Annotated in this window: 28 protein-coding genes; 8 read left to right on the forward strand and 20 right to left on the reverse strand. The window is 56.5% G+C overall.

The window, feature by feature from the left end; all coding sequences use genetic code 11:
• The 9 genes from AC6CWS_RS19915 to fkpA all read right to left on the reverse strand — a co-directional run.
• Window positions 1–216: GTP-binding protein (locus tag AC6CWS_RS19915; RefSeq protein ID WP_227545090.1), on the reverse strand; the 216-nt coding region annotated here is incomplete at its 3' end.
• Between the two features lie 69 nt (window positions 217–285).
• Complete coding sequence (gene fusA / locus AC6CWS_RS19920) at window positions 286–2,400, reverse strand: elongation factor G (protein WP_023291175.1); 2,115 nt, start codon at window positions 2,398–2,400, stop codon at window positions 286–288.
• A gap of 96 nt (window positions 2,401–2,496) precedes the next feature.
• On the reverse strand, window positions 2,497–2,967 hold the full coding sequence (gene rpsG, locus AC6CWS_RS19925; protein ID WP_002920113.1) for a 30S ribosomal protein S7: 471 nt from the start codon (window positions 2,965–2,967) through the stop codon (window positions 2,497–2,499).
• Between the two features lie 96 nt (window positions 2,968–3,063).
• A complete protein-coding gene (gene rpsL / locus AC6CWS_RS19930) occupies window positions 3,064–3,438 on the reverse strand; it encodes a 30S ribosomal protein S12 (RefSeq protein ID WP_002920115.1) in 375 nt (124 codons plus the stop codon).
• Between the two features lie 124 nt (window positions 3,439–3,562).
• Window positions 3,563–3,850, reverse strand: coding sequence for a sulfurtransferase complex subunit TusB (gene tusB, locus AC6CWS_RS19935; RefSeq protein ID WP_004202221.1), 288 nt, complete (start codon window positions 3,848–3,850; stop codon window positions 3,563–3,565).
• A 7-nt stretch (window positions 3,851–3,857) separates the two neighbouring features.
• Window positions 3,858–4,217 (reverse strand): sulfurtransferase complex subunit TusC, encoded by a 360-nt coding sequence (gene tusC, locus AC6CWS_RS19940; protein ID WP_032454214.1) that lies wholly within the window; start codon window positions 4,215–4,217, stop codon window positions 3,858–3,860.
• Complete coding sequence (gene tusD / locus AC6CWS_RS19945; RefSeq protein ID WP_002920128.1) at window positions 4,217–4,603, reverse strand: sulfurtransferase complex subunit TusD; 387 nt, start codon at window positions 4,601–4,603, stop codon at window positions 4,217–4,219. The genes tusC and tusD overlap by 1 nt, the downstream gene beginning before the upstream one ends.
• Entirely contained in the window at window positions 4,603–5,325 is a 723-nt protein-coding gene (locus AC6CWS_RS19950; RefSeq protein ID WP_002920130.1) for a helix-turn-helix transcriptional regulator, read from the reverse strand. The genes tusD and AC6CWS_RS19950 overlap by 1 nt, the downstream gene beginning before the upstream one ends.
• A 168-nt stretch (window positions 5,326–5,493) precedes the next feature.
• Complete coding sequence (fkpA, locus tag AC6CWS_RS19955) at window positions 5,494–6,324, reverse strand: FKBP-type peptidyl-prolyl cis-trans isomerase (protein ID WP_004202215.1); 831 nt, start codon at window positions 6,322–6,324, stop codon at window positions 5,494–5,496.
• A 222-nt stretch (window positions 6,325–6,546) separates the two neighbouring features.
• Between fkpA and AC6CWS_RS19960 the strand changes: the two genes are divergently transcribed.
• Window positions 6,547–6,765: a protein SlyX gene (locus AC6CWS_RS19960; protein ID WP_002920136.1), complete on the forward strand. Its 219-nt coding sequence runs from the start codon at window positions 6,547–6,549 to the stop codon at window positions 6,763–6,765.
• A gap of 58 nt (window positions 6,766–6,823) precedes the next feature.
• Here the strand turns inward: AC6CWS_RS19960 and slyD are convergent, their stop codons facing one another.
• The 4 genes from slyD to kefG form a co-directional block, all read right to left on the reverse strand.
• Window positions 6,824–7,417 (reverse strand): peptidylprolyl isomerase, encoded by a 594-nt coding sequence (slyD, locus tag AC6CWS_RS19965; protein WP_004202213.1) that lies wholly within the window; start codon window positions 7,415–7,417, stop codon window positions 6,824–6,826.
• A gap of 93 nt (window positions 7,418–7,510) precedes the next feature.
• Complete coding sequence (locus tag AC6CWS_RS19970; protein ID WP_002920143.1) at window positions 7,511–7,711, reverse strand: YheV family putative zinc ribbon protein; 201 nt, start codon at window positions 7,709–7,711, stop codon at window positions 7,511–7,513.
• Window positions 7,712–7,722: 11 nt separating this feature from the next.
• Complete coding sequence (gene kefB / locus AC6CWS_RS19975) at window positions 7,723–9,528, reverse strand: glutathione-regulated potassium-efflux system protein KefB (protein WP_004202210.1); 1,806 nt, start codon at window positions 9,526–9,528, stop codon at window positions 7,723–7,725.
• Window positions 9,515–10,078 (reverse strand): glutathione-regulated potassium-efflux system ancillary protein KefG, encoded by a 564-nt coding sequence (gene kefG, locus AC6CWS_RS19980; RefSeq protein ID WP_004202208.1) that lies wholly within the window; start codon window positions 10,076–10,078, stop codon window positions 9,515–9,517. Before kefG ends, kefB begins: the two co-directional genes overlap by 14 nt.
• A 173-nt stretch (window positions 10,079–10,251) precedes the next feature.
• Between kefG and AC6CWS_RS19985 the strand changes: the two genes are divergently transcribed.
• From AC6CWS_RS19985 to AC6CWS_RS20000, 4 genes are all read left to right on the forward strand, one after another.
• Window positions 10,252–12,156, forward strand: coding sequence for an ABC transporter ATP-binding protein (locus AC6CWS_RS19985; RefSeq protein WP_065883109.1), 1,905 nt, complete (start codon window positions 10,252–10,254; stop codon window positions 12,154–12,156).
• 219 nt (window positions 12,157–12,375) lie between these two features.
• Window positions 12,376–13,374, forward strand: a complete 999-nt coding sequence (locus tag AC6CWS_RS19990; RefSeq protein WP_072096663.1) for a hydrolase — start codon at window positions 12,376–12,378, stop codon at window positions 13,372–13,374.
• Entirely contained in the window at window positions 13,371–13,589 is a 219-nt protein-coding gene (locus tag AC6CWS_RS19995) for a YheU family protein (protein ID WP_002920151.1), read from the forward strand. The genes AC6CWS_RS19990 and AC6CWS_RS19995 overlap by 4 nt, the downstream gene beginning before the upstream one ends.
• A 36-nt stretch (window positions 13,590–13,625) precedes the next feature.
• Window positions 13,626–14,495, forward strand: a complete 870-nt coding sequence (locus tag AC6CWS_RS20000; protein WP_004202201.1) for a phosphoribulokinase — start codon at window positions 13,626–13,628, stop codon at window positions 14,493–14,495.
• 55 nt (window positions 14,496–14,550) lie between these two features.
• Here the strand turns inward: AC6CWS_RS20000 and AC6CWS_RS20005 are convergent, their stop codons facing one another.
• Window positions 14,551–14,955 (reverse strand): OsmC family protein, encoded by a 405-nt coding sequence (locus AC6CWS_RS20005; protein ID WP_023291180.1) that lies wholly within the window; start codon window positions 14,953–14,955, stop codon window positions 14,551–14,553.
• Window positions 14,956–15,261: 306 nt separating this feature from the next.
• On the opposite strand from AC6CWS_RS20005, the gene crp reads away from it, so the two are divergent.
• Window positions 15,262–15,894, forward strand: a complete 633-nt coding sequence (gene crp / locus AC6CWS_RS20010) for a cAMP-activated global transcriptional regulator CRP (RefSeq protein ID WP_000242758.1) — start codon at window positions 15,262–15,264, stop codon at window positions 15,892–15,894.
• 51 nt (window positions 15,895–15,945) lie between these two features.
• Complete coding sequence (locus tag AC6CWS_RS20015) at window positions 15,946–18,024, forward strand: YccS/YhfK family putative transporter (protein WP_065883111.1); 2,079 nt, start codon at window positions 15,946–15,948, stop codon at window positions 18,022–18,024.
• Here the strand turns inward: AC6CWS_RS20015 and argD are convergent.
• The 5 genes from argD to ppiA all read right to left on the reverse strand — a co-directional run bounded on the left by argD (window position 18,014) and on the right by ppiA (window position 21,354).
• Window positions 18,014–19,234: a bifunctional acetylornithine/succinyldiaminopimelate transaminase gene (gene argD / locus AC6CWS_RS20020; protein WP_102004397.1), complete on the reverse strand. Its 1,221-nt coding sequence runs from the start codon at window positions 19,232–19,234 to the stop codon at window positions 18,014–18,016. The two genes, AC6CWS_RS20015 and argD, sit on opposite strands and share 11 nt — an antisense overlap.
• Window positions 19,235–19,323: 89 nt before the next feature.
• Window positions 19,324–19,887: an aminodeoxychorismate synthase component 2 gene (pabA, locus tag AC6CWS_RS20025; RefSeq protein ID WP_044524952.1), complete on the reverse strand. Its 564-nt coding sequence runs from the start codon at window positions 19,885–19,887 to the stop codon at window positions 19,324–19,326.
• A gap of 31 nt (window positions 19,888–19,918) precedes the next feature.
• A complete protein-coding gene (locus AC6CWS_RS20030; protein ID WP_032454217.1) occupies window positions 19,919–20,521 on the reverse strand; it encodes a putative adenosine monophosphate-protein transferase Fic in 603 nt (200 codons plus the stop codon).
• On the reverse strand, window positions 20,511–20,678 hold the full coding sequence (ficA, locus tag AC6CWS_RS20035) for a FicA/YhfG family antitoxin (protein ID WP_004202194.1): 168 nt from the start codon (window positions 20,676–20,678) through the stop codon (window positions 20,511–20,513). Before ficA ends, AC6CWS_RS20030 begins: the two co-directional genes overlap by 11 nt.
• A gap of 106 nt (window positions 20,679–20,784) precedes the next feature.
• A complete protein-coding gene (ppiA, locus tag AC6CWS_RS20040) occupies window positions 20,785–21,354 on the reverse strand; it encodes a peptidylprolyl isomerase A (protein WP_002920238.1) in 570 nt (189 codons plus the stop codon).
• 276 nt (window positions 21,355–21,630) lie between these two features.
• Between ppiA and tsgA the strand changes: the two genes are divergently transcribed.
• A complete protein-coding gene (tsgA, locus tag AC6CWS_RS20045) occupies window positions 21,631–22,818 on the forward strand; it encodes an MFS transporter TsgA (protein ID WP_065883115.1) in 1,188 nt (395 codons plus the stop codon).
• On the opposite strand, the gene AC6CWS_RS20050 is transcribed toward tsgA, so the two are convergent.
• Complete coding sequence (locus tag AC6CWS_RS20050) at window positions 22,815–24,137, reverse strand: cytosine deaminase (protein WP_065883116.1); 1,323 nt, start codon at window positions 24,135–24,137, stop codon at window positions 22,815–22,817. The two genes, tsgA and AC6CWS_RS20050, sit on opposite strands and share 4 nt — an antisense overlap.
• Window positions 24,138–24,333 lie beyond the last annotated feature (196 nt).

Here is a 24,333-nt window from a genome sequence, read left to right on the forward strand (position 1 = left end):
GGTGTCATATTCAACGTGAGAGGTGTTGATGGTGATACCACGAGCTTTTTCTTCCGGCGCGTTATCGATCTGGTCGAATGCGCGAGCGGAACCACCGTAGGTTTTAGCCAGAACGGTAGTGATGGCAGCAGTCAGGGTAGTTTTACCATGGTCAACGTGGCCGATAGTACCAACGTTGACGTGCGGTTTTGTACGTTCAAATTTTTCTTTAGACACGGCTATATTCCTTACTATAGTGCTCTCCCCTTCGGAGAGAGCACGGGACTTAGGTTTTAATCCTGTGGATTATTTACCACGGGCTTCAATAACGGCCTGAGCAACGTTGTTCGGCGCATCATCATACTTCAGGAATTCCATGGTGTATGATGCACGACCTTTGGTCAGAGAACGCAGCTGAGTTGCATAACCGAACATTTCGGACAGCGGTACTTCAGCGTGGATCTTAACGCCGGTTACTTCGGATTCCTGACCGCGCAGCATACCGCGACGACGGCTCAAGTCACCGATAACGTCACCAGTGTTCTCTTCCGGAGTTTCTACTTCAACCTTCATGATCGGCTCAAGCAGAACTGGTTTTGCTTTCTTAAAGCCTTCTTTAAAGGCAATAGACGCAGCCAGTTTAAACGCCAGCTCAGAGGAGTCAACGTCGTGGTAAGAACCGAAGTGCAGACGGATACCCATATCAACTACCGGGTAACCTGCCAGCGGACCAGCTTTCAGCTGTTCCTGGATGCCTTTATCAACGGCCGGGATGTATTCGCCAGGAATTACACCACCTTTGATGTCGTTGATGAACTCGTAACCTTTCGGGTTAGAGCCCGGCTCCAGCGGGTACATGTCGATCACAACGTGACCGTACTGACCACGACCACCAGACTGCTTGGCGTGTTTACCTTCGATATCGGTAACTTTCGCGCGAATTGCTTCACGGTAAGCAACCTGAGGTTTACCGACGTTCGCTTCAACGTTGAATTCACGCTTCATACGGTCAACGATGATGTCGAGGTGCAGCTCACCCATACCGGCGATAATGGTCTGGTTAGACTCTTCGTCAGTCCATACGCGGAAAGACGGGTCTTCTTTAGCCAGACGACCCAGAGCCAGACCCATTTTTTCCTGGTCAGCTTTGGTTTTCGGCTCAACGGCGATGGAGATTACCGGCTCAGGGAATTCCATACGCTCCAGAATGATCGGCGCATCCGGGTTACACAGGGTGTCACCAGTAGTTACGTCTTTCAGACCGATTGCAGCAGCGATGTCGCCCGCGCGAACTTCTTTGATCTCTTCACGTTTGTTAGCGTGCATCTGTACGATACGACCGAAACGCTCACGTGCAGCTTTCACGGAGTTCAGTACGGTATCACCAGAGTTAACCACACCGGAGTACACGCGGAAGAAGGTCAGGTTGCCCACGAACGGGTCAGTAGCGATTTTGAACGCCAGTGCAGAGAACGGCTCGTCGTCGCTTGCGTGACGCTCAGCCGGAGTATCTTTACCGTCGTCCAGGATGCCGTTGATCGCCGGAACGTCAACAGGGGATGGCAGGTAGTCAATTACCGCATCCAGCATCGCCTGAACACCTTTGTTCTTGAACGCAGAACCACAGGTTACCAGGATGATTTCGTTGTTCAGAACGCGCTGACGCAGAGCTTTTTTGATCTCTTCTTCAGTCAGTTCTTCACCACCCAGGTATTTTTCCATCAGCTCTTCAGAAGCTTCAGCTGCGGACTCGATCAGGTTCTGGTGCCATTCGTCAGCCAGATCCTGCATGTCAGCCGGGATATCTTCGTATTCGAAGGTTACGCCCTGGTCTGCATCGTTCCAGTTGATGGCTTTCATTTTCACCAGGTCAACAACGCCGGTGAAACCTTCTTCAGCACCAATTGCCAGCTGCAGCGGAACCGGGTTCGCGCCCAGACGGGTTTTGATCTGACCAACAACTTTCAGGAAGTTAGCGCCCATGCGGTCCATTTTGTTAACGAACGCGATGCGCGGAACTTTATATTTGTTTGCCTGACGCCATACGGTTTCAGACTGCGGCTGAACACCACCAACTGCGCAGTAAACCATTACCGCACCATCAAGAACACGCATGGAACGTTCTACTTCGATAGTGAAGTCAACGTGCCCCGGGGTGTCGATGATGTTTACACGGTGCGGTTCATACTGCTTAGCCATACCAGACCAGAATGCAGTAGTCGCAGCGGAAGTGATGGTGATACCACGTTCCTGCTCCTGCTCCATCCAGTCCATGGTAGCGGCGCCGTCATGAACTTCACCGATTTTGTGGTTTACACCGGTGTAGAACAGAATACGTTCGGTAGTAGTGGTTTTACCGGCGTCGATGTGCGCACTGATACCGATGTTACGGTAGCGTGCGATGGGTGTTGTACGAGCCATTTGATTCCTCGTTTATTTCTTTAGGCGTTCAGTTAAGTTATCCAGAGCGGGCGACTCATCTGAAGCGCCCGCCTGGTGACTATGACTCCGAAGGGATTACCAACGGTAGTGAGCGAACGCCTTGTTGGCTTCGGCCATACGGTGAACGTCTTCACGTTTCTTAACTGCAGTACCTTTGTTGTCTGCAGCATCAGTGAGTTCGTTCGCCAGGCGCAGAGCCATGGATTTATCACCGCGTTTACGAGCAGCTTCAACGATCCAACGCATTGCCAGGGCATTACGACGGACCGGACGAACTTCAACTGGAACCTGATAAGTAGAACCACCTACGCGGCGGGACTTAACTTCGACAGTCGGGCGCACGTTTTCGAGCGCAACTTCGAAGGCTTCCAGTTCAGATTTACCAGAACGCTGAGCCAGGGTCTCCAGCGCGCTGTATACGATAGTTTCTGCAGTAGATTTTTTACCATCTACCATCAGGATATTGACAAATTTAGCCAGCAGTTCTGATCCGAACTTCGGATCCGGCAGAATTTTACGCTGACCAATGACGCGACGACGTGGCATGGAAATACTCCGTTGTTAATTCAGGATTGTCCAAAACTCTAAGAGTTTAGTATGACATTAAGATAAATCAGTTTGGCCTTACTTAACGGAGAACCATTAAGCCTTAGGACGCTTCACGCCGTACTTGGAGCGAGCCTGCTTACGGTCTTTAACGCCGGAGCAGTCAAGCGCACCACGAACGGTGTGGTAACGAACACCCGGAAGGTCTTTAACACGACCGCCACGGATCAGGATCACGGAGTGCTCCTGCAGGTTGTGACCTTCACCACCGATGTAGGAGGTGACTTCGAAACCGTTAGTCAGACGCACACGGCAAACTTTACGCAGTGCGGAGTTCGGTTTCTTAGGAGTGGTGGTATATACGCGAGTACATACGCCACGTTTCTGCGGGCAGGCTTCCAGCGCTGGCACGTTGCTCTTTGCAACTTTGCGCGCGCGTGGTTTGCGTACCAGCTGGTTAATTGTTGCCATTAAATAGCTCCTGGTTTTAGCTTTTGCTTCGTAAACACGTAATAAATCGCCTCATATATTATGAGGACGCAGAATTTTAGGGCGGTGCCGAAAAGGTGTCAAGAAATATACAACGATCCCGCCATCACCAGGCCAACTGACCGGCATGTTTGACTGTGAGTCTGACGAAATCAGTATAGCTAACCCTGCCGACACTGTCCGCAATTTGACCAGTTAGCCCGCGGGCGTCAACGTCGTCTTGCAGCACGTAAAGGGTTATGGGGGCGGATTGCAGGATCTCAAGGAAGCGACCGCCGGCGATAGCCGCCGCGACGCCATCAGACAGCAGTAACAGATCGTCACCCTGCTCCATCAAGCGAAGCATTGCTGCGATATCGGCATGCCAGGGAGAAACACTGAGCGTATGGAGCATGGGGGCCTCAGAAACGCAAAATCACATCAAATTCATGCAGACGGGCGCGCAGGGCATCCGGCGCCAGGCATTCGACATCCACCACCCACGGTGTCGCGGGGTCCAGGCCGCGCTCTCGCGCCGACTCGGCGCACAGCCAGCACTGGTCGATATCATATAGCGACAGCAGTTTAAAAGTGGCGATGTAATCGCGGGCCAGCACAGCGCCAGGCCGCTGAGCGGGCAACAGCTGAAACACGCCGTCGCCCACGAAAAATACGCCAATCTCGTCGGTGAGGGCGGAGGTGGCTAATAAGGCGTCGAGGCCTTCCCTGCCGGCGGCGCTGCCGTGCGGCGCGGAGGAAAAAACGAAAGCCACACGTTTCATCAAAACTGTACCATCCGATCGCAAGTAAGCGCCGCTTCCGCCAGCGCGCCAAGTCCGCTCAACGTAAAACCCGGCTGCAGATTATGGCCAGGCAGAGCGAGCTGCTGCGCTTCGCGCTCGTCCGTTACGCCACGACGCAGGGCGGCCGCCACGCAGATATGCAGCGCGACGCCGTGCTCATCGTGGAGGGATTGCCACCCGCGCACCAGATCGAACTCATCGCTGGCGGGCGCCGTCAGCTGGTTAGCGTTAAGCACGCCTTCGCGATAGAAAAAAACGCACGCCAGCTCATGGCCTTCCTGCAGCACGGCCTGAGCAAATTGCCAGGCGCTGCTCGCCTGCTGCGTGCCATAGGCAGGGCCGGTCACCGTGAGGGCAAAACGCATTACTTATCCAGCCCCTGGAAATCGCCGCTTTTGAACTGGCGAATATAGAGGTAGACGGTGTGCTTGGAGATGTTCAGACGATCGGCCACCTGGTTAATGGCGTCTTTAATATCGAAGATCCCTTTCTCGTAGAGATTCAGCACGATTTGACGGTTTTTAGCATTGTTGGACACGCTGCGATCGGCATTCACCTCTTCGATGGTGAATTCCAGAGTCTGGGCGACCAGATCGTCAACCGAGGAAGCAAAGTTTACCGGCGAGTTAACCTCGGGCGTTTCTGGCGGAATAAAGGTGCTCATGATCTGGGAAAAAGGCACATCCAGATTCATATTGATGCACAGCAGACCAATCACCCGGTGATCGCGGTTGCGGATGGCAATCGTCACCGACTTCATCAGGACGCCGCTTTTGGCGCGGGTAAAGTAGCATTTGGAAACGCTGCTATCGGCGCCCGTCATATCGTGCAGCATGCGCAGCGCAAGATCGGTAATCGGTGAACCGATTTGGCGGCCGGTATGTTCACCATTGGCGATACGGATGGCAGAGCATTTCAGATCCTGCAAAGAATGCAGCACGATTTCACAGTGCGAACCGATGAGCATCGCCAACCCGTCCACCACCGCTTCATAAGATTTAAGAATATCGAAATCGGTCTGGTCAAAGGGACGTTGATCCAGCAGGTCAAGCTCGCTGGTTTCGTTGGTTAAAAGCGACCTGGACATGAAAAAAAGCACTCCTTTTCAGGAGCCTGTCGTTATTGTCAGGGCAGGCTCATCATCATTATTAAGCTATCTAAAGTAATACAGCGCCTGAGGATCTTTCCAGTTTTAATTATATCTGCGCTCAATAAAAAAGCCGCCGCCTCTGACGAGACGGCGGCCTGAACCCGATTACTTCTTAGCGTCAGCTTTCGCGTCCGCGGCTTTCGCATCGCCAGCGGCTTCCGGCTGAGCATCTGCCTTCGGCGCCGGTTTGATATCCAGCAGCTCTACATCAAAGACCAGCGTAGAGTTGGCCGGGATGCCCGGGACGCCGGTTTTGCCGTAGGCCAGATCTGGCGGAATGACCAGCTTGATTTTGCCGCCTTTCTTGATGTTCTTCAGGCCTTCAGTCCAGCCCGGGATCACCCCGTCGAGACGGAAAGAGAGCGGCTCGCCGCGGGTATAAGAGTTATCAAACTCTTTGCCGTCGATCAGCGTACCTTTGTAGTTAACCACCACGGTGTCGCTGTCTTTCGGCGCATCGCCAGTGCCTTCTTTCTCGACTTTATACAGCAGGCCAGTTTTCGACGTTTTCACGCCCTTCTCTTTGGCAAAGCTGTCACGGAAAGCTTTACCTTTGGTTTCGTTCTCAGTGGCGTCTTTTTCCATTTTCTGCTGAGCCGCGGTCTTCACGCGCGTTTCAAAGGCCTGCAGAGTCTGTTCGATCTCCTGGTCGGACAGTTTGCTCTTATCGGCAAACGCGTCTTGTACGCCGGCGATCAGCTGGGCTTTATCCAGCTTAATGCCGAGTTTTTCTTGTTCTTTCAGGGAGTTTTCCATGTAACGCCCCAGGGACGCGCCCAGCGCATAGGCCGATTTCTGATCGTCATTTTTAAATGCCGATTTACTCTCAGCCGCCGGGGCTGCTTTCGCCGCGGTATCTGCAGCAAAGGTCAGCGGTGCATTCAGGGCGACGGCCATTGTGGTCGCCAGCAGCGTTACTTTAAACAGTGATTTCATCCATTTCTCCAGGGCCGGGGCCTCTCACCCCAGGGTTATCGTAAAAAGCAAAAAACGTACTATAGAACGTCGCCGTTAAAATCTACATACGGACGTTCCTGAATATCGCCACTTTTAGGACTATTTTTGTATGAATAAGTTTCCTGTAGGACGCAGCGATGCTGCGCGCCGGGGGAAACTTAAGTAGAATCCGCCCGCAGGATCAGACTAAAGAGGTTACCCATGCACGATAGCACATTAGAAACGCGCCTTGCGGAGCTGGAAAGCCGGCTGGCGTTTCAGGAAATCACCATCGAAGACCTCAATAAAACCGTGACCGCCCACGAGATTGAGATGGCGAAGATGCGCGAGCATATGCGTCTGATGATCGAGAAGCTGAAGGCGACCCAACCCTCCCATATCGCCTCCCAGGCCGAAGAGACGCCGCCGCCGCATTATTGAGGCGTAAAAAAAGCGGGTCTCCCCGCTTTTTTGTTGTCTTCGCGCCGAAGCGCGAAGATTAGTGGCAACCGCAGCCACCGTGGCCGCCGCAGCCGCCTTTACCATGGTCGTGGCCATGATCGTGGTCGTGACCGTGACCGCCGCAGCAGCCATCGTGACCATGATCGTGGTCGTGATCATGACCATGCGCGCCGTGCACGTGACCGTGCTCCAGCTCTTCAGCGGTCGCTTCGCGGATGGCGACAACTTCCACATTGAACTTCAGGTTCTGACCTGCCAGCATGTGGTTGCCATCAACCACAACGTGGTCGTCTTCAACTTCAGTAATCTCTACTGGTACCGGACCCTGATCGGTTTCCGCCAGGAAGCGCATGCCAACCTGCAGTTCATCAACGCCCATGAAGACGTCTTTCGGTACACGCTGCACCAGGTTTTCGTCATACTGACCGTAAGCGTCGTTAGCGCCAACGGCTACGTCAAATTTGTCGCCCACTTCGTGGCCATCCAGCGCGTTTTCCAGGCCGGAAATCAGGGAGCCGTGACCGTGCAGGTAATCCAGCGGCGCGCTTACCGGAGACTCATCAACCAACACACCGTCTTCTGTACGTACCTGATAGGCCAGGCTGACCACCAGGTCTTTTGCTACTTTCATGATATCTCCTGAGATGGGAAGAATAGTGGCGCAGATTGTAGCGGAATTCTGCTGCCGTGTACCCTTTAGCTTAAAAAAAGCCGACGGATAACGCTAGTCGGGATGAAAAATGCCAATCACCTGCTCCTCTTTGCGTACATGCTCACGGGCCTCTTTATCCGCCTCACGCATCTGATGACCGCACTTAACGCATTCAACAACATCGACATTATTTTCACGCCACATCGCCAGTGAATCCTGCGCCTGGCACGCCGGACATTTCGCCCCGGCAATAAAACGTTTACGTACTGCCATATGATTTACCTTTATTCAAACTCGTCCCAGCCGTCCAGCTGCCGGCTCTCTTTCTGCATTTCGCGCTGAAAAATCTCTTCCAGTTCGCGCCGGGCTTCCCGCACGCGTGATATCTGTACCGTATCAGTATGCACCGGCATTAACTCACGCAGCATTCGCATATCGAGGCGTCGGAAGTGCAGCTGCGCGCGCTGGGCCTGGTGAGGATGCATCCCGAGGGTGATGAGCGCTTTACGCCCCAGCTCCAGCGCGCTGGAGAAAGTCTCACGGGAAAACTGCGTCACGCCGGCCTGCAGAAGCTCATGCGCCTCGACGCGCCCGCGAGCGCGCGCCAGGATGTGCAGATGTGGAAAGTGTTGTTGACACATCTCCACCAGCCGCATGGTGTCTTCCGGCTCATTACAGGTAATGACGATCGACTGCGCCTCCTCCGCCCCCGCCGAGCGCAGCAGTTCCAGCTGGGTGGCATCGCCAAAATAGACTTTATAGCCATAGTTGCGCATCAGATTCACCGCGCTGATGTCTCGCTCCAGCACCGTAATACGCATCTTATTGGCCATCAGCAGGCGACCGATGACCTGGCCGAAACGGCCAAAGCCAACAATAATCACCTGCGGTTTATCGTCCTCTACCCACGGCGCCTCATCGGTATCCTCTGCTGGATTCAGGCGTCGCGACAGTATCTTATCGATCCCTTTCATCAGCAGCGGCGTGGTCATCATCGACAAGGTGACGGCCACCAGCAGCAGCGCCATCTGGTCGTGCTGGAACAACCGCTGAGAAGCGGGCAGCGAAAAGAGAACAAACGCGAACTCGCCGCCCTGGCTTAATACGCCCGCAAACTGCATACGCTCGGAACTCCGCAGGCCATAGAGACGGGCCAGCAGATAGAGCACCAGCATTTTTACCGCCACCAGCACCGCCACGCTCACCGCCACCCACAGCAGATGGGTGTACAGCACGCCAAGGTTCAGCGCCATACCGACGGAGATAAAGAACAACCCAAGCAGCAGCCCCTTGAACGGATCGATGGCGATCTCCAGTTCATGGCGATACTCACTTTCCGCCAGCAGCACGCCGGCGATAAAGGTACCCAGTGCCATCGACAGCCCCAGCGCCTCCATAAACAGGGCTGATCCAAGGACCAGCAGCAGCGTGGCGGCAGTGAACACTTCCCTGACCCCGGAGCTGGCGATAAAGCGGAACACCGGCCGCAGTAAATAGCGTCCGCCAATCAGCATCCCGGCAAACGCCAGGACCTTCATGCCGACCGTTAGCCAGTTAACATGCTCATCCGCGGAACCCGCCAGCAGAGGCACCAGCGCCAGCGCCGGGATCACCGCCAGATCCTGAAACAGCAGGACCGAAAAGCCTAACTGCCCTGATTCGCTGCGGCTCATTCCCTTCTCGCGCATCAGCTGCAGTGCCATCGCGGTAGAGGACATCGCCAGGCCGATCCCGCCGACCACCGCCGCCTGCCATGAAAATCCTGTCGTCATCAACAGACCGCCGAGGATCGCCGCGCTGAGCATCACCTGCGCCGCGCCAACGCCGAAGATGGAGCTTCGCAGCCGCCATAGCTTGGCGGGATTGAGCTCCAGGCCGATGATAAACATCAGAAACACCACGCCGAGTTCAGAGAAATGGAGAATTTCATCCACATCGCTGATAAACCCGAGCCCCCACGGACCTATGGCGATCCCGGCCAGCAGATAGCCCAGCACCGCGCCAATCCCCAGTCTTGAAGCCAGAGGGACGGCGATAACGGCCGCGAACAAAAACAGCACCCCCGCCAGCAGCAAATCAAATCCCGCCATGGACACCTCCGGCGGCAAGGGGGTTGGCCAGCCAGTCCCGATAGGCCAGGGCGCGGCTGCGCAGCTCCTCTGGCTGTTGCCGCCGGGCCCAGTAGACGATAATGGGGCTCATCCAGTGCATACGGCACATGCCGGCGGTCAGTTCAAAAGGACGTAAAATATCGTTCATCGGATAGCGATTCGCATCGCGACGGTAGGCGCTCTCAGGTTCGCCGGTGGTGATCACGCTGCGCCAGTACTTTCCCGCCAGTTCGTTCCCTCCGGCGCCGCTGGCGAAGCCGCGGCTTAAGACACGATCCAGCCACTCCTTGAGCAGCGCCGGACAGCTCCAGGTATATAAAGGATGCTGGAAAACGATCACCTCATGCTGGCGCAGCAGGTCCTGTTCGTGAGCAATATCGATAAAAAAATCCGGATAGTGCGCGTAGAGATCGTGCACGGTGACGTTTGGCAACTGTAAGGCCGGTTGTAATAAAACCCGGTTGGCCACGGAATCCTGAGATTCTGGGTGGGCATACAGCAGCAACACTTTCGCTGTCTGAGACATCATTCCCCTCCCGTAGGTCTTCTGGCGGCCTGCACAGCCCTGGCGTTTTGACACAGCCAGAATGACTTTGTGTATCGTCTTCGTTTTGGGCTACCATGGCGGCCCGGTGAAGCGATTCGCTTCCACACTACATTATCATAATGACAAATTAACATAGTCTGAACATACGGCGCCTTATGATTGTTTTCTCCTCGTTACAAATTCGTCGCGGCGTTCGCGTCCTGCTGGACAACGCCACCGCTACCATCAACCCTGGCCAGAAGGTCGGTCTGGTGGGGAAAAACGGCTGCGGGAAATCGACGCTGCTATCGCTTTTGAAAAACGAGATAAGCGCTGACGGCGGCAGTATGACCTTTCCCGGCAACTGGCAGCTGGCCTGGGTGAATCAGGAAACCCCGGCCCTGCCGCAGCCGGCAATCGATTATGTCATTGACGGCGATCGCGAATATCGCCAGCTGGAAGCCGCGCTCCAGCAGGCTAACGAGCGCAACGACGGCCATGCCATCGCCACCGTCCACGGCAAGCTGGACGCCATCGACGCCTGGAGCATCCGCTCCCGCGCCGCCAGCCTGCTGCACGGCCTGGGTTTCAGCAATGAACAGCTTGAGCGGCCGGTCAGCGATTTTTCAGGCGGCTGGCGTATGCGTCTAAACCTCGCGCAGGCGCTGATCTGCCGCTCCGATCTGCTGCTCCTCGATGAACCGACTAACCACCTCGACCTTGATGCGGTGATCTGGCTGGAGAAGTGGCTGAAGGGCTACACGGGGACGCTGATCCTGATCTCCCACGATCGCGATTTCCTCGATCCTATCGTCGACAAAATTATCCATATCGAACAGCAGACGATGTTTGAGTACACCGGCAACTACAGCTCGTTTGAAGTGCAGCGCGCCACCCGGCTCGCTCAGCAGCAGGCGATGTACGAAAGCCAGCAGCAGCGTGTCGCGCATCTGCAAAGCTATATCGATCGCTTCCGCGCCAAAGCCACCAAAGCCAAGCAGGCGCAGAGCCGAATTAAAATGCTGGAGCGGATGGAACTCATCGCCCCGGCGCACGTGGATAACCCGTTCCACTTCAGCTTCCGCCAGCCGGAGAGCCTGCCAAACCCGCTGCTGAAGATGGAGAAAGTCAGCGCCGGCTATGGCGAGCGTATTATCCTCGACTCCATTAAGCTCAATCTGGTGCCGGGGTCGCGTATCGGCCTGCTGGGCCGCAACGGCGCAGGGAAATCGACGCTGATTAAGCTGCTGGCTGGCGAACTCCAGCCCGTGAGCGGCGAGATCGGCCTCGCCAAAGGCATCAAGCTCGGCTACTTCGCCCAGCATCAGCTGGAGTTCCTGCGCGCCGATGAGTCGCCGCTGCAGCACCTGGCGCGCCTGGCGCCGCAGGAGCTGGAGCAGAAGCTGCGCGATTATCTTGGCGGCTTTGGTTTCCAGGGGGATAAGGTCAGCGAAGAGACCCGCCGCTTCTCCGGTGGAGAAAAGGCGCGTCTGGTGCTGGCCCTGATCGTCTGGCAGCGCCCTAACCTGCTGCTGCTCGACGAACCGACCAACCATCTCGACCTCGATATGCGTCAGGCCTTAACCGAAGCGCTGATCGACTTTGAAGGGGCACTGGTGGTCGTATCGCACGATCGCCACCTGATCCGCTCCACCACCGACGATCTGTACCTTGTCCACGATGGCAAAGTCGAACCGTTCGACGGCGATCTGGACGATTATCAGCAGTGGCTCAGCGACTCGCAAAAACAGGAGTCCCAGAGCGGCGACGCGCCAAAAGAGAGCGGCAACAGCGCGCAAGCGCGCAAAGACCAGAAGCGTCGGGAAGCGGAGCTGCGCAGCCAGACCCAACCGCTGCGCAAAGAGATCGCCCGTCTGGAGAAAGAGATGGACAAGCTCAACGCGCAGCTGGCCAGTGCGGAAGAGAAACTTGGCGACAGCGAACTCTACGACGCCTCGCGGAAAGCGGAACTGACTGAATGCCTGCAGCAGCAGGCCAGCGCGAAATCCGGGCTGGAAGAGTGCGAAATGGCCTGGCTGGAGGCACAAGAGCAGCTGGAGCGCATGCTTCAGGAAGGCTAACGCCGCCTCATCATTCTGCCTGCGACGGCGCGGGCAGAATGGGTTTCTGCCATTCCCATGCTCAGGCCATCAATGACATCAATGGTTTGTTTTCGGTGTCACCGGGCGTCATTGGCCACAAGACCACATATTGGCTAACTCCCGCGCGCCCTGCGCGGTATAGTCATCATCACGTTTATTAATTATTCTGGTGCTATGGTTGAAATCATCCCCACAGACATGACGCCCCCCGAAAACGATTCGCGTGAGTTCCATCCCATGCGCGGCGTGGGCAATCGTCATCTGCAAACCATGCTGCCGCGGCTGATCCGCCGTAAATTGCGCTTTACCCCGCACTGGCAGCGCCTTGAGCTGCCGGACGGCGATTTTGTCGATCTCGCCTGGAGCGAAGACCCGCACCAGGCGCGCCACAAGCCGCGCCTCGTCGTCTTTCATGGTCTGGAAGGAAGTCTGCACAGCCCGTATGCCCATGGCCTGATCCACGCGGCGATGCAGCGCGGCTGGCTGGGCGTGGTCATGCACTTTCGCGGCTGCAGCGGCGAACCTAACCGCAATCACCGCATCTATCACTCCGGCGAAACGGAAGATGGCACCTGGTTTCTCCACTGGCTGCAGCGCGAGTTTGGCCCCGCGCCGACCGCCGCCGTCGGCTATTCGCTGGGCGGCAACATGCTGGGCTGCCTGCTGGCAGAAGAAGGCGACCGCTGCCCGCTGGATGCGGCGGTGATCGTTTCCGCGCCTTTCATGCTGGAAGCCTGCAGCTATCATATGGATAAGGGCTTCTCGCGAGTTTATCAGCGCTATCTGCTCAATCTGTTAAAAGCCAACGCCTCACGTAAGTTGAAAGCGTATCCTGGCTCGCTGCCCGTCGATTTACGCCAGCTCAAAGGGATGCGCCGCATCCGGGAATTTGACGACATGATCACCGCCAAAATCCATGGTTTCGCCGATGCGCTGGATTATTACCGGCAATGCAGCGCTATGCCGCGGCTCAGCGATATCACTAAGCCGACGCTCATCATCCATGCGAAAGACGACCCGTTTATGGACCACCACTCCATTCCCCCGCAGGAGCAACTGCCGGCGAACGTTGAGTATCAATTGACTGAACAAGGCGGCCACGTCGGCTTCGTCGGCGGCACCCTGCGTAAACCGGAGATGTGGCTGGAAAGACGCATTCCCGACTGGTTAAACCGCTGGCTGGAGGTTCCCGTATGATTATTCCCTGGCAGGATCTGGATCCCGAAACGCTGGATAACCTGATTGAAAGCTTTGTGTTACGCGAAGGCACCGATTATGGTGAACATGAACGTTCACTTGCCGATAAAGTCGCCGATGTAAAACAGCAGCTGAAACGCGGAGAGGCGGTCCTCGTGTGGTCGGAACTGCATGAGACGGTCAATATTATGCCGCGCGCCCTGTTTAACGGCTAAGGCGACGCCACTACATCGTTTAACCAGGGAGTTGTTATGTCTGCCAAACATCCGGTGATCGCCGTCACGGGCTCCAGCGGCGCGGGCACTACCACCACCAGCCTCGCCTTTCGCAAAATCTTCGCGCAGCTAAATCTGCACGCCGCGGAGGTGGAAGGCGACAGCTTTCATCGCTACACCCGCCCGGAAATGGACATGGCGATCCGCAAAGCGCGGGATCAGGGCAAACATATCAGCTACTTTGGCCCGGAGGCGAACGACTTCGGCCTGCTGGAGCAGACCTTTGTCGACTATGGCCGCCATGGCAAAGGCCAGTCGCGTAAATACCTGCACACCTATGACGAAGCCGTGCCGTGGAATCAGGTGCCGGGAACCTTCACCCCATGGCAGCCGCTGCCGGAGCCGACGGACGTGCTGTTCTATGAGGGGCTGCACGGCGGGGTTGTCACGCCGCAGCATGATGTCGCCAGCCATGTCGACCTGCTGGTCGGGGTCGTGCCTATCGTTAACCTGGAGTGGATCCAGAAACTCATTCGCGACACCAGCGAACGCGGCCACTCCCGGGAGGCGGTGATGGACTCCGTCGTCCGATCGATGGAAGATTACATTAACTTCATCACCCCGCAGTTTTCCCGCACCCACATCAACTTCCAGCGCGTGCCGACGGTGGACACCTCCAACCCGTTTGCCGCGAAAGCGATCCCCTCTCTGGACGAGAGCTTTGTGGTGATCCATTTCCGCAATCTGCAGAACATCGACTTCCCCTGGCTGCTGGCGATGCTACAGGGCTCGTTTATTTCGCACATGAACACCCTGGTGGTGCCGGGCGGTAAAATGGGGCTGGCGATGGAGCTTATTATGGCGCCGCTGGTCGAGCGTCTGATGGAAGGCCGAAAGATCGGCTAACAGAAAAAACCCCGGCCAGGCCGGGGTTGAGATCATTCACATCAGCAGGCGAAGACTACGCCTCGATCACTTCATAGGAGTGGGTGATCTTCACCGCTTTTTCCAGCATCAGCGCCACCGAGCAGTATTTCTCTGCCGACAGATCCACCGCGCGGGAGACTGCGGCATCTTTCAGCGCCTTACCGGTGACGATAAAGTGCAGATTAATATGCGTGAACAGGCGCGGCGCCTCTTCCCGACGCTCAGAGGTCAGCTTCACTTCGCAGTTGGTCACGTCGTGACGACCTTTTTGCAAAATGGAGACCACATCGATCGCACTGCAACCGCCCGCCGCCATCAGCACCATCTCCATCGGGCTGGGCGCCTTATCTCCGGAGTTGCCATCCATCAGAATCTGGTGTCCTGACGCGGACTCCCCGATAAAGGTTAACCCTTCAACCCATTTCACACGCGCTTGCATAAAATTTAACTCCAGTATCGCAATATTCCTGTCAGATTACGCGCACATAACAATTCTCGCAACGGAAGGCGACCTGCGTCATGCTGAAGCGAGACACCAGGAGACATGCGGCGAAAGCTATGCTAAAACAGTCTGGATGCTACAGTAATACATTGATGTACTGCATGTATGCAGAGGAGTTCACATTACAGGCTGTCGAAAAATCATCAGCCAGCTTCCCAGGTATAGGGAAACAATACGATTGCATGCCCGGACGCCGTGTAGTGTCGGCGCCCGGAGATAGCTTATAACAGAGGATAACCGCGCATGGTGCTTGGCAAACCGCAAACAGACCCTACCCTTGAATGGTTCTTGTCTCATTGCCACATTCATAAGTACCCATCAAAGAGCACGCTGATCCACCAGGGTGAGAAAGCAGAAACGCTGTACTACATCGTTAAAGGCTCCGTGGCTGTACTCATCAAGGATGAAGAAGGTAAAGAGATGATCCTCTCCTACCTCAACCAGGGCGATTTCATCGGTGAATTAGGCCTGTTTGAAGAGGGTCAGGAGCGTAGCGCCTGGGTACGGGCGAAAACCGCATGTGAAGTGGCCGAGATCTCTTATAAGAAATTCCGTCAGCTGATCCAGGTGAACCCGGACATTCTGATGCGTCTCTCTTCGCAAATGGCTCGCCGTCTGCAGGTGACGTCTGAGAAAGTGGGCAACCTCGCCTTCCTCGACGTGACGGGCCGTATCGCCCAGACGCTGCTGAACCTGGCGAAGCAACCCGATGCCATGACCCACCCGGACGGTATGCAAATTAAAATTACCCGTCAGGAAATTGGTCAGATCGTCGGCTGCTCTCGTGAAACCGTTGGCCGTATTTTGAAAATGCTGGAAGATCAGAACCTGATTTCCGCCCACGGTAAAACTATCGTCGTCTACGGCACCCGTTAAGTTGCTAAGCGGCGTATTGCTCCTGCAGTACGCCGTTTTTGTTTTTCCCTCATGTGGCGCAGGCTGATTTACCACCCGGAAGTCAACTATGCACTGCGGCAAACGCTGGTGCTGTGTCTGCCTGTGGCCATCGGTCTTCTGCTCGGCCATCTCCAGCAGGGGCTCCTGTTTTCCTTAGTTCCCGCCTGCTGCAACATCGCCGGTCTCGACACTCCGCATAAGCGCTTTTTTAAGCGTCTGATTATCGGCGGCTGTCTGTTTGCCGGATGCAGCCTGGTGGTGCAGCTGCTGCTCGCCCAGACCATACCTTTGCCGCTTATTCTCAGCGGCCTGGCGCTATTGCTCGGCGTCACCGCGGAAATCAGTTCGCTGCACGCGCGCCTGCTGCCCGCGTCGCTGATCGCCGCCATCTTTACCCTGAGCCTGGCGGGCAATATGCCCGTCTGGGAGCCGCTGTTGATCTACGCCTTCGGCACGCTATGGTACGGCGTGTTTAACTGGTTCTGGTTCTGGCTGTGGCGCGAACAGCCGCTGCGGGAGTCGCTCAGTCTGCTCTACCGGGAACTGGCCAATTATTGCGAAGCCAAATATAGCCTGTTGACCCAGCATACCGATCCCTCGACCGCCCTGCCGCCGCTGCTCATCCGCCAGCAGAAGGTGGTCGATTTAATCACCCAGTGCTATCAGCAGATGCATATGCTGGCCGCCAACCAACGTAACGACCACAAACGTCTTCTGCGGGCGTTCCAGATGGGGCTGGATCTACAGGAGCATATTTCGGTCAGCCTGCATCAGCCGGAAGAGGTGCAAAAGCTGGTTGAGCGCAGCCATGCCGAAGCGGTGATCCGCTGGAATGCGCAGACCGTCGCCGCCCGCCTGCGGGTGCTGGCGGATGACATGCTCTATCATCGTTTTCCGCAGCGTTTCCAGATGGATAAACAGATCGGCGCCCTGGAAAAGATCGCCCACCAGCATCCGGACAACCCGGTCGGCCACTTCTGCGCCTGGCACTTCAGCCGCATCGCCCGGGTGCTGCATACCCAGCGCCCGCTGTATGCCCGGGATCTGATGGCTGACAAAGAGCGTCGTTTACCGTTGTTTCCCGCGCTAAAGAACTATCTGTCGCTGAAGTCGCCCGCGCTGCGCAACGCCGCCCGCATCAGCGTGATGCTGAGCATCGCCAGCCTGATGGGCAACGCCCTGCATTTGCCGAAGCCCTACTGGATCCTGATGACCGTCCTCTTCGTGACACAGAACGGCTATGGCGCCACGCGGGTTCGTATTGTCCACCGGGCGGCGGGGACGCTCGCCGGCCTGATCATCGCCGGGCTGACCTTGCACTTTCACGTTCCGGAGAGCTATACCCTGAGCGGGATGCTGCTGATCACCCTGCTCAGCTATCTGATCATCCGCAAACACTATGGCTGGGCGATGGTGGGGTTTACGGTGACGGCGGTATATACCCTGCAGCTGCTGACGCTCAACGGCGAACAGTTTATTATCGCCCGGCTGATCGATACGCTGATCGGCTGCCTGATCGCCTTCGGCGGGATGGTCTGGCTGTGGCCGCAGTGGCAGAGCGGCCTGCTGAAAAAAAACGCCCACGATGCGCTGGAGGCCGACCAGCAGGCGATTCGCCTGATCCTCAGCCCCGACCCCAAAGCGCCCGCGCTGGCCTACCAACGCATGCGCGTCAATCAGGCGCACAACGCGCTCTACAACTCCCTGAATCAGGCGATGCAGGAGCCCGGGTTTAATACCCACTACCTGGAAGATATGAAGCTATGGGTGACGCACAGCCAGTTTATCGTCGAACACATCAACGCCATGACCACTCTGGCCCGGGAGCATACGATGCTCACCCCGGATCTTGCCCAGCGCTATCTCGAATCCTGTGAGATTGCCCTGCAGCGCTGTCAGCAGCGGCTGGACAGCGATGGCCCCGGCAGCGCAGGGGATGTCAATATTATGGAGTCACCGGAAAGCGAGGTGCCGATCGGTCCGTTAAGCACCCTGGAGCAGCATCTGCAACGCATTCTGGGCCATCTGAACACCATGCACACCATTTCGTCAGTGGCATGGCGTCAGCGGCCGCATCACGGCATCTGGCTGCGGAAGATCAGCCGTTAATCACCTTTGCCACGGCCTGGGCAAAGCGTGCCATCCCCTCGGCAATATTCTGCTCTTCGATGATCAGCGAGGGAACAAAACGCATCACGTCCGGCCCGGCGTTAAGCACCATGACGCCGGCGTCCGCGGCGGCATAGAGGAAATCACGCGCGCGGCCCTTGTGCTGCGGCTTGAGTTCGGCGCCAATCAGCAGGCCCATCCCGCGAATATCACTGAACAGATCAAACTCGGCATCCAGCTGCTGCAGGTGTTTGACGAACAGTTCGCGTTTGGCGTTCACGCCATCCAGCACCACCGGGGTATTGATCAGATCGAAAGCGGCGTTGGCGACCGCGCAGGCCAGCGGGTTGCCGCCGTAGGTTGAGCCATGGGAACCCGCATGGAAGGCGCTGGCGATCTCGTGGGTAGTCAACATGGCGCTGACCGGGAAACCGCCGCCCAGCGCTTTGGCGCTGGTGAGAATATCCGGGGTTACGCCATAGTGCATATAGGCAAACAGCGATCCGGTACGCCCCATTCCGCACTGCACTTCATCAAAGACTAACAGCGCCTGGTGCTGATCGCACAGTTCGCGCAGCCCCTGCAGGAACGCCGGCGTCGCTGCCGTCACGCCGCCTTCGCCCTGAATCGGCTCCACCACCACTGCGCAGGTGTGGTCATCCATCACCGCTTTTACCGCCTGCAGGTCGTTGAAGGGAACATGGACAATATCCGCCGGTTTCGGGCCGAAACCATCGGAGTACTTCGGCTGCCCGCCGACGGAGACGGTAAACAGGGAGCGACCATGAAAGGCATTATGGAAAGCGATGATTTTGGTTTTGTACGGGCTATGGCGGGTCACCGCATAGTGACGCGCCAGCTTAAAGGCCGTTTCATTGGCTTCGGTACCGGAGTTCATAAACACCACTCGCTCGGCGAAGGTGGCATCGACAAGTTTACGTCCCAGGCGCAGCGCTGGCTCATTGGTAAAGACGTTGCTGGTATGCCACAGCGTTTCGCCCTGCTCGTGGAGCGCCGCCACCAGCGCCGGGTGGCAATGGCCGAGCGCCGTCACCGCGATACCGCCGGCGAAATCAACATACTCTTTGCCCTGCTGATCCCAGACGCGGCTGCCTTTTCCCTTTACCGGGATGAATTCTGCCGGTGCATAAATTGGCAAAATAACTTCATCGAATGTGGCGCGGGTGATTGCCGGTTGTTCAGTTGCCATGTCTTGCCCATCCCTCTTCGTTATGCAGATGCGATTATGATAATCTAATCACAAAATATGCATAAAAAATCAGTCAATGGCAACCGAAATCACCGCTTAATAAAGTTCGCCAGCAATTGATGGCCCTGTTCGCTGAGGATGCTTTCCGGATGGAACTGCACGCCCTCGAGATCCCAGTCGCGATGACGGATCCCCATAATCTCACCGCTGGCGCTGCGGGCGGTGACGATAAACTCAGGCGGCAACGTCGGCGGGTCAATCACCAGCGAATGATAGCGGGTCACCGTCAAAGGATTATTCAGCCCCTGAAACACCCCTTCGCCGTTATGCTCGATAAGCGAGGTTTTTCCATGCATCACCTGCGCCGCCCGCACAATGGTCGCGCCAAACGCCTGGGCTATCGCCTGATGCCCGAGGCAGACGCCCAGCAGCGGCGTTTTCCCTGCATAGTGACGGATTACCGCGAGGGAAATCCCCGCTTCATCCGGCGTACAGGGACCAGGCGAAATCACTATCTTCTCCGGCGCCAGCGACGCTATCTCCTCCAGCGTCAACGCATCGTTGCGCCTGACCAGCACTTCCGCCCCCAGTTCGCAAAAGTACTGATACAGATTCCAGGTGAAAGAGTCATAGTTATCGATAAGCAGGATCATAGCGGCTCCGGAACAATCAAACCGGGCTATTCTACTCAGATTCCCGCGCTTCGCTTACCACTTTGCGAAAGATCGCCGCCAGCGGGTCCGGATCGCCCATCGCGCCCTGCTGACAGGCGGTGCTCCAGGCGGCAGGATCAACGTCACGCCAGTCAAGAAGGTAGCCGGCATGTATCGCCAGCTGTTCAAAGAAAATGCGCTGGGTCAGGCCATTGCCGAGACGAAAAGGGTGCAGCACATTAATTTCACCATAGAACCAGCTCAGGCGTTCGATAAAGGTATCCCGCGGCAGACCGCAGAGATAATCCTCCTGCTCCAGAGCCTGCATCAGGGCATTCCCCTCCTCTTCGATGCGGGCAAAGTGGCAGAACGGCGTATCGCCCAGGTAGAGGTTCACTTCACGCAGCCTACCCGCCCAGTCAAACAGATCCTGATACAGCTGATGATGAATAGCGCACAGATAGGGTAAGCCGCGCACCCGCGGGCCCAGCGGCAGGGTGGCCGCCCGCAGGGACGTCATCTCCAGGGCAGCCTGCTGCAGCGTTTTAGCCTGGCGGATGCCGAGTCGGTTGCGCAGGACGTTCAGCGCCGGATAGAGGTAAGGATCGCGTTCATCGCCAAATTTATCGCTCATACTCCCTCCGCAGCGTCGCGAGGCGAGCCTGCGCCTCCTCGGCAGTCAGCGTAACCAGCGGCACCGATACGCCTTCGAGGCGACGGCTGGCCTGAAAATTGCTATTACGTGTCTGTTCCCAGAGCCGGGATTTTTGCTTATCGGTGAGTGGACGCATCGTCGCCCCCCTTATCGTCCCCTGTGTGCCACAAGTATAAGCAGCAATTACAGGTTATGCCGGGAGGCAACCGGGCGCGGCGATAAACCACCGCGCCGCGGGAGGATTAGGGCAGCACTTTCGCAGAGAGGATAACAACCGGTTTAGTCGGCACATTTTGGTATGGGCCGACGTTATGAGTCTGGACCTGGGAGATCTTATCCGCAACGTCCATGCCTTTGACTACCTTGCCAAACACCGCATAGCCAAAGTCGCGCTGGCCATGGTCGAGGAAGGCGTTATCCGCCACGTTGATGAAGAACTGGCTGGTGGCGCTATCCTGATCGGCGGTACGCGCCATCGCGATAGTGCCGCGGGTGTTGCGCAGGCCGTTGTCTGCTTCATTCTTGATCGGCGGGTTAGGCTGTTTCTGCTGCATCTGCTCGTTAAAGCCGCCGCCCTGCACCATGAATCCCGGGATCACGCGGTGGAAAGTGGTGTTGTTGTAGAAGCCGCTGTTAACGTACTTCAGGAAGTTATCCACGGAAATCGGGGCTTTCTGGCTGTTTAACTCAAGCTCAATGTTACCTGCCGAGGTGGTCAGCAGCACATGCGGATCGCCCTTTGCCGCCATGGCCGGGGAGAAAGCTGAAATGGCGAAAACGGCAGCCATCGCCGCCAGTGTTGATTTGAGCATGGAAATTCCTTAACGGAGCAGAATAAAAGCGAGTGCCTTGATTCTAAAGAGCCTTTGCATCCTGGGCCAGCCTTTTACCAAATTTTACTTAGCTGTAATAATTGTAACCGCGCAAACGTTCTCCCTGTCGTCGAAAAAGCGTGATGCAGGTCACATTAAAACATGCAAAAGATAACGTATTTCACAATAAACATTTAATTACATCACCTGAACGACTAAAATCTGTCCGCCCGGCGCAGCGTCAACGCGCTTTACCTTTCTATTCACAGGCCAGTCATGACTAACAGCAACCGTATTAAGCTCACATGGATCAGCTTCTTCTCCTACGCCCTGACCGGCGCGTTGGTGATCGTCACCGGGATGGTGATGGGTAACATTGCGGATTATTTCCATCTGCCCGTTTCCAGTATGAGCAACACCTTTACCTTCCTGAACGCCGGTATTCTGATCTCCATCTTCCTCAATGCCTGGCTGATGGAGATCGTGCCGCTGAAAACTCAGCTGCGTTTTGGCTTTATTTTAATGGTGCTGGCGGTGGCCGGCCTGATGCTCAGCCACAGCCTGGCGCTGTTCTCCGCGTCGATGTTCGTTCTCGGCCTGGTCAGCGGGATCACCATGTCGATCGGGACCTTCCTGATCACCCATATGTATGAAGGCCGTCAGCGCGGGGCGCGTCTGCTGTTTACCGACTCCTTCTTTAGCATGGCGGGAATGATTTTTCCGATGGTCGCCGCGGTCCTGCTGGCGCGCAGCATCGAGTGGTACTGGGTCTACGCCTGTATCGGTCTGGTGTATGTCGCTATTTTCGTCCTGACATTCGGCTGTGACTTCCCGGTGCTCGGCAAAAAAGCGCAGAGCGAAAACAGCCAGCCGGTGGTGAAAGAGAAGTGGGGCATCGGCGTGCTGTTCCTCTCCGTCGCGGCGCTGTGCTACATCCTCGGTCAGCTGGGCTTTATCTCCTGGGTACCGGAATATGCCAAGAGCCTGGGCATGAGCCTCGGCGATGCCGGTAAACTGGTGAGCGATTTCTGGATGTCCTACATGATCGGCATGTGGTCATTCAGCTTTATCCTGCGCTTCTTCGACCTGCAGCGCATCTTAACCATCCTCGCCGGCCTCGCGACGGTGCTGATGTACCTGTTTATCAATGGTTCGCCGGAGCATATGCCGTGGTTTATTCTGACCCTGGGCTTCTTCTCCAGCGCCATCTACACCTCGATCATTACGCTCGGTTCGCAGCAAACTAAAGTCGCTTCACCAAAGCTGGTGAACTTTATCCTCACCTGCGGCACCATCGGCACCATGCTGACTTTCGTGGTCACCGGCCCGATTGTGGCTGCCAGCGGTCCGCTGGCAGCGCTGCACACCGCTAACGGCCTCTACGCCGTGGTGTTCGTGATGTGCTTTATCCTCGGCTTCGTCTCCCGTCACCGCCAGAACAACGCGCAGGCGGCGTCTCACTAAGCCTTCGGCCCCTTTGCGTCCGCAAGGGGGCTGTTCCTCATAAAAGAGAGCGCCTCGCCACCGCGGTCGGTCTGGATCCAGGTTTGCGCCAGCTGGGTAATCGCGATCACCCTTCCCTGGCGAATTGACCAGCGCACCGGCACCTGGCAGCGTACCGCCTCAAAGCCATTCTCCGCCGGGAGGATGATCAGGTTAGCCGGGTTGCCGCTGACGATGCCGTAATCGGTCAGGCCAAACGTGCGGGCGCTGTTGTCAGTGATAAGCTGCAGGCCGTCGTTAATCTGCTGGTAGCCCATCAGCTGGCAAACGTGCAGCCCCATATGCAGGACCTGCAGCATATTACCGGTCCCCAGCGGGTACCACGGGTCAAAGACATCATCATGACCAAAGCAAACGTTGATCCCCGCCGCCATCAGCTCCTTCACCCGGGTAATGCCCCGTCGCTTCGGGTATTCGTCAAACCGGCCCTGCAGATGAATATTGACCAGCGGATTGGCGACAAAGTTGATGCCGGAGAGCTTTAGCAGGCGGAACAGGCGCGAGGTATAGGCGCCATTATAGGAGTGCATGGCGGTGGTATGGCTGGCCGTCACCCGCGGCCCTATCCCCGCCTTCAGCGCCAGCGCGGCAACGGTTTCAACAAAGCGCGACTGTTCATCGTCAATTTCATCGCAGTGAATATCCAGCGGGCGGTCATATTTCTGCGCCAGTCGAAAGGCGATATGCAGCGATTCCACCCCATATTCACGGGTGAACTCAAAGTGCGGGATCGCCCCGACGACATCCGCCCCCAGCTTCAGGGCCTCTTCCAGCAGCGCCTCGCCGTTGGGGTAAGAGAGGATCCCCTCCTGCGGAAAAGCGACAATCTGCAGCTCGACCCATGGCGCCACCTCCTTTTTGACCTCCAGCATCGCCTTCAGCGCCGTCAACGTTGGATCGGAGACATCGACATGGGTACGGACAAACTGCACGCCATTGGCGATCTGCCACTTGAGGGTTTTCCACGCCCGGGCTTTAACGTCCTCATGGCTGAGCAGCGCTTTCCGCTCCGCCCAGCGCTCAATCCCCTCGAACAGGGTGCCGGACTGGTTCCAGTTCGGCTCACCGGCCGTCTGGGTGGTATCCAGATGGATATGCGGCTCAATAAAAGGCGGGATCGCCAGACCGCCGCGAGCGTTCAGCACCTCGTAGCTTTCGTCCCGCGCCTCCCCCATCGGTGTGATCTCGCCAAAGCGGCCCTTATCTATCGCTATCTGCCACAGGCCGTCGCGGTCTGCCAGGCGTACGTTCTGAATCAACCAAAGCGGCGCTGCTGTCATATTACCCTCTCTATTCAATACGGCTTGTTTTCTACTCAACCCCAATCGCGACCTACCCAATTCTTGTACACAAAATCGGCAAAAAGGAAAAGCCAGCGTTTTCCACAACTTAGAAAATTACAGACAAATCAATTATATACCCATTAAGTGGTAGGTGAAGTTGTCATTGATTTGCATCAATAAGCCTGATGGCTGA

Source organism: Klebsiella sp. M041, from assembly GCF_059759695.1.

Excerpts from the sequence above, each read along its gene's own strand:
- ficA (WP_004202194.1), bottom strand. The coding sequence starts at position 20,678 with ATGCGTCCACTCACCGATAAGCAAAAATCCCGGCTCTGGGAACAGACA.
- AC6CWS_RS20030 (WP_032454217.1), bottom strand. The coding sequence starts at position 20,521 with ATGAGCGATAAATTTGGCGATGAACGCGATCCTTACCTCTATCCGGCG.
- argD (WP_102004397.1), bottom strand. The coding sequence starts at position 19,234 with ATGGCAACTGAACAACCGGCAATCACCCGCGCCACATTCGATGAAGTT.
- AC6CWS_RS20015 (WP_065883111.1), top strand. The coding sequence starts at position 15,946 with ATGTGGCGCAGGCTGATTTACCACCCGGAAGTCAACTATGCACTGCGG.
- AC6CWS_RS19995 (WP_002920151.1), top strand. The coding sequence starts at position 13,371 with ATGATTATTCCCTGGCAGGATCTGGATCCCGAAACGCTGGATAACCTG.
- kefB (WP_004202210.1), bottom strand. The coding sequence starts at position 9,528 with ATGGCGGGATTTGATTTGCTGCTGGCGGGGGTGCTGTTTTTGTTCGCG.
- AC6CWS_RS20050 (WP_065883116.1), bottom strand. The coding sequence starts at position 24,137 with ATGACAGCAGCGCCGCTTTGGTTGATTCAGAACGTACGCCTGGCAGAC.
- rpsG (WP_002920113.1), bottom strand. The coding sequence starts at position 2,967 with ATGCCACGTCGTCGCGTCATTGGTCAGCGTAAAATTCTGCCGGATCCG.
- AC6CWS_RS19990 (WP_072096663.1), top strand. The coding sequence starts at position 12,376 with ATGACGCCCCCCGAAAACGATTCGCGTGAGTTCCATCCCATGCGCGGC.
- AC6CWS_RS19950 (WP_002920130.1), bottom strand. The coding sequence starts at position 5,325 with ATGTCCAGGTCGCTTTTAACCAACGAAACCAGCGAGCTTGACCTGCTG.
- ppiA (WP_002920238.1), bottom strand. The coding sequence starts at position 21,354 with ATGCTCAAATCAACACTGGCGGCGATGGCTGCCGTTTTCGCCATTTCA.
- slyD (WP_004202213.1), bottom strand. The coding sequence starts at position 7,417 with ATGAAAGTAGCAAAAGACCTGGTGGTCAGCCTGGCCTATCAGGTACGT.
- tusB (WP_004202221.1), bottom strand. The coding sequence starts at position 3,850 with ATGCTCCATACGCTCAGTGTTTCTCCCTGGCATGCCGATATCGCAGCA.
- rpsL (WP_002920115.1), bottom strand. The coding sequence starts at position 3,438 with ATGGCAACAATTAACCAGCTGGTACGCAAACCACGCGCGCGCAAAGTT.
- fusA (WP_023291175.1), bottom strand. The coding sequence starts at position 2,400 with ATGGCTCGTACAACACCCATCGCACGCTACCGTAACATCGGTATCAGT.
- crp (WP_000242758.1), top strand. The coding sequence starts at position 15,262 with ATGGTGCTTGGCAAACCGCAAACAGACCCTACCCTTGAATGGTTCTTG.
- tusD (WP_002920128.1), bottom strand. The coding sequence starts at position 4,603 with ATGCGTTTTGCCCTCACGGTGACCGGCCCTGCCTATGGCACGCAGCAG.
- AC6CWS_RS20005 (WP_023291180.1), bottom strand. The coding sequence starts at position 14,955 with ATGCAAGCGCGTGTGAAATGGGTTGAAGGGTTAACCTTTATCGGGGAG.
- fkpA (WP_004202215.1), bottom strand. The coding sequence starts at position 6,324 with ATGAAATCACTGTTTAAAGTAACGCTGCTGGCGACCACAATGGCCGTC.
- AC6CWS_RS19970 (WP_002920143.1), bottom strand. The coding sequence starts at position 7,711 with ATGGCAGTACGTAAACGTTTTATTGCCGGGGCGAAATGTCCGGCGTGC.
- AC6CWS_RS19985 (WP_065883109.1), top strand. The coding sequence starts at position 10,252 with ATGATTGTTTTCTCCTCGTTACAAATTCGTCGCGGCGTTCGCGTCCTG.
- tusC (WP_032454214.1), bottom strand. The coding sequence starts at position 4,217 with ATGAAACGTGTGGCTTTCGTTTTTTCCTCCGCGCCGCACGGCAGCGCC.
- kefG (WP_004202208.1), bottom strand. The coding sequence starts at position 10,078 with ATGATGTCTCAGACAGCGAAAGTGTTGCTGCTGTATGCCCACCCAGAA.
- AC6CWS_RS20000 (WP_004202201.1), top strand. The coding sequence starts at position 13,626 with ATGTCTGCCAAACATCCGGTGATCGCCGTCACGGGCTCCAGCGGCGCG.
- tsgA (WP_065883115.1), top strand. The coding sequence starts at position 21,631 with ATGACTAACAGCAACCGTATTAAGCTCACATGGATCAGCTTCTTCTCC.
- AC6CWS_RS19960 (WP_002920136.1), top strand. The coding sequence starts at position 6,547 with ATGCACGATAGCACATTAGAAACGCGCCTTGCGGAGCTGGAAAGCCGG.
- pabA (WP_044524952.1), bottom strand. The coding sequence starts at position 19,887 with ATGATCCTGCTTATCGATAACTATGACTCTTTCACCTGGAATCTGTAT.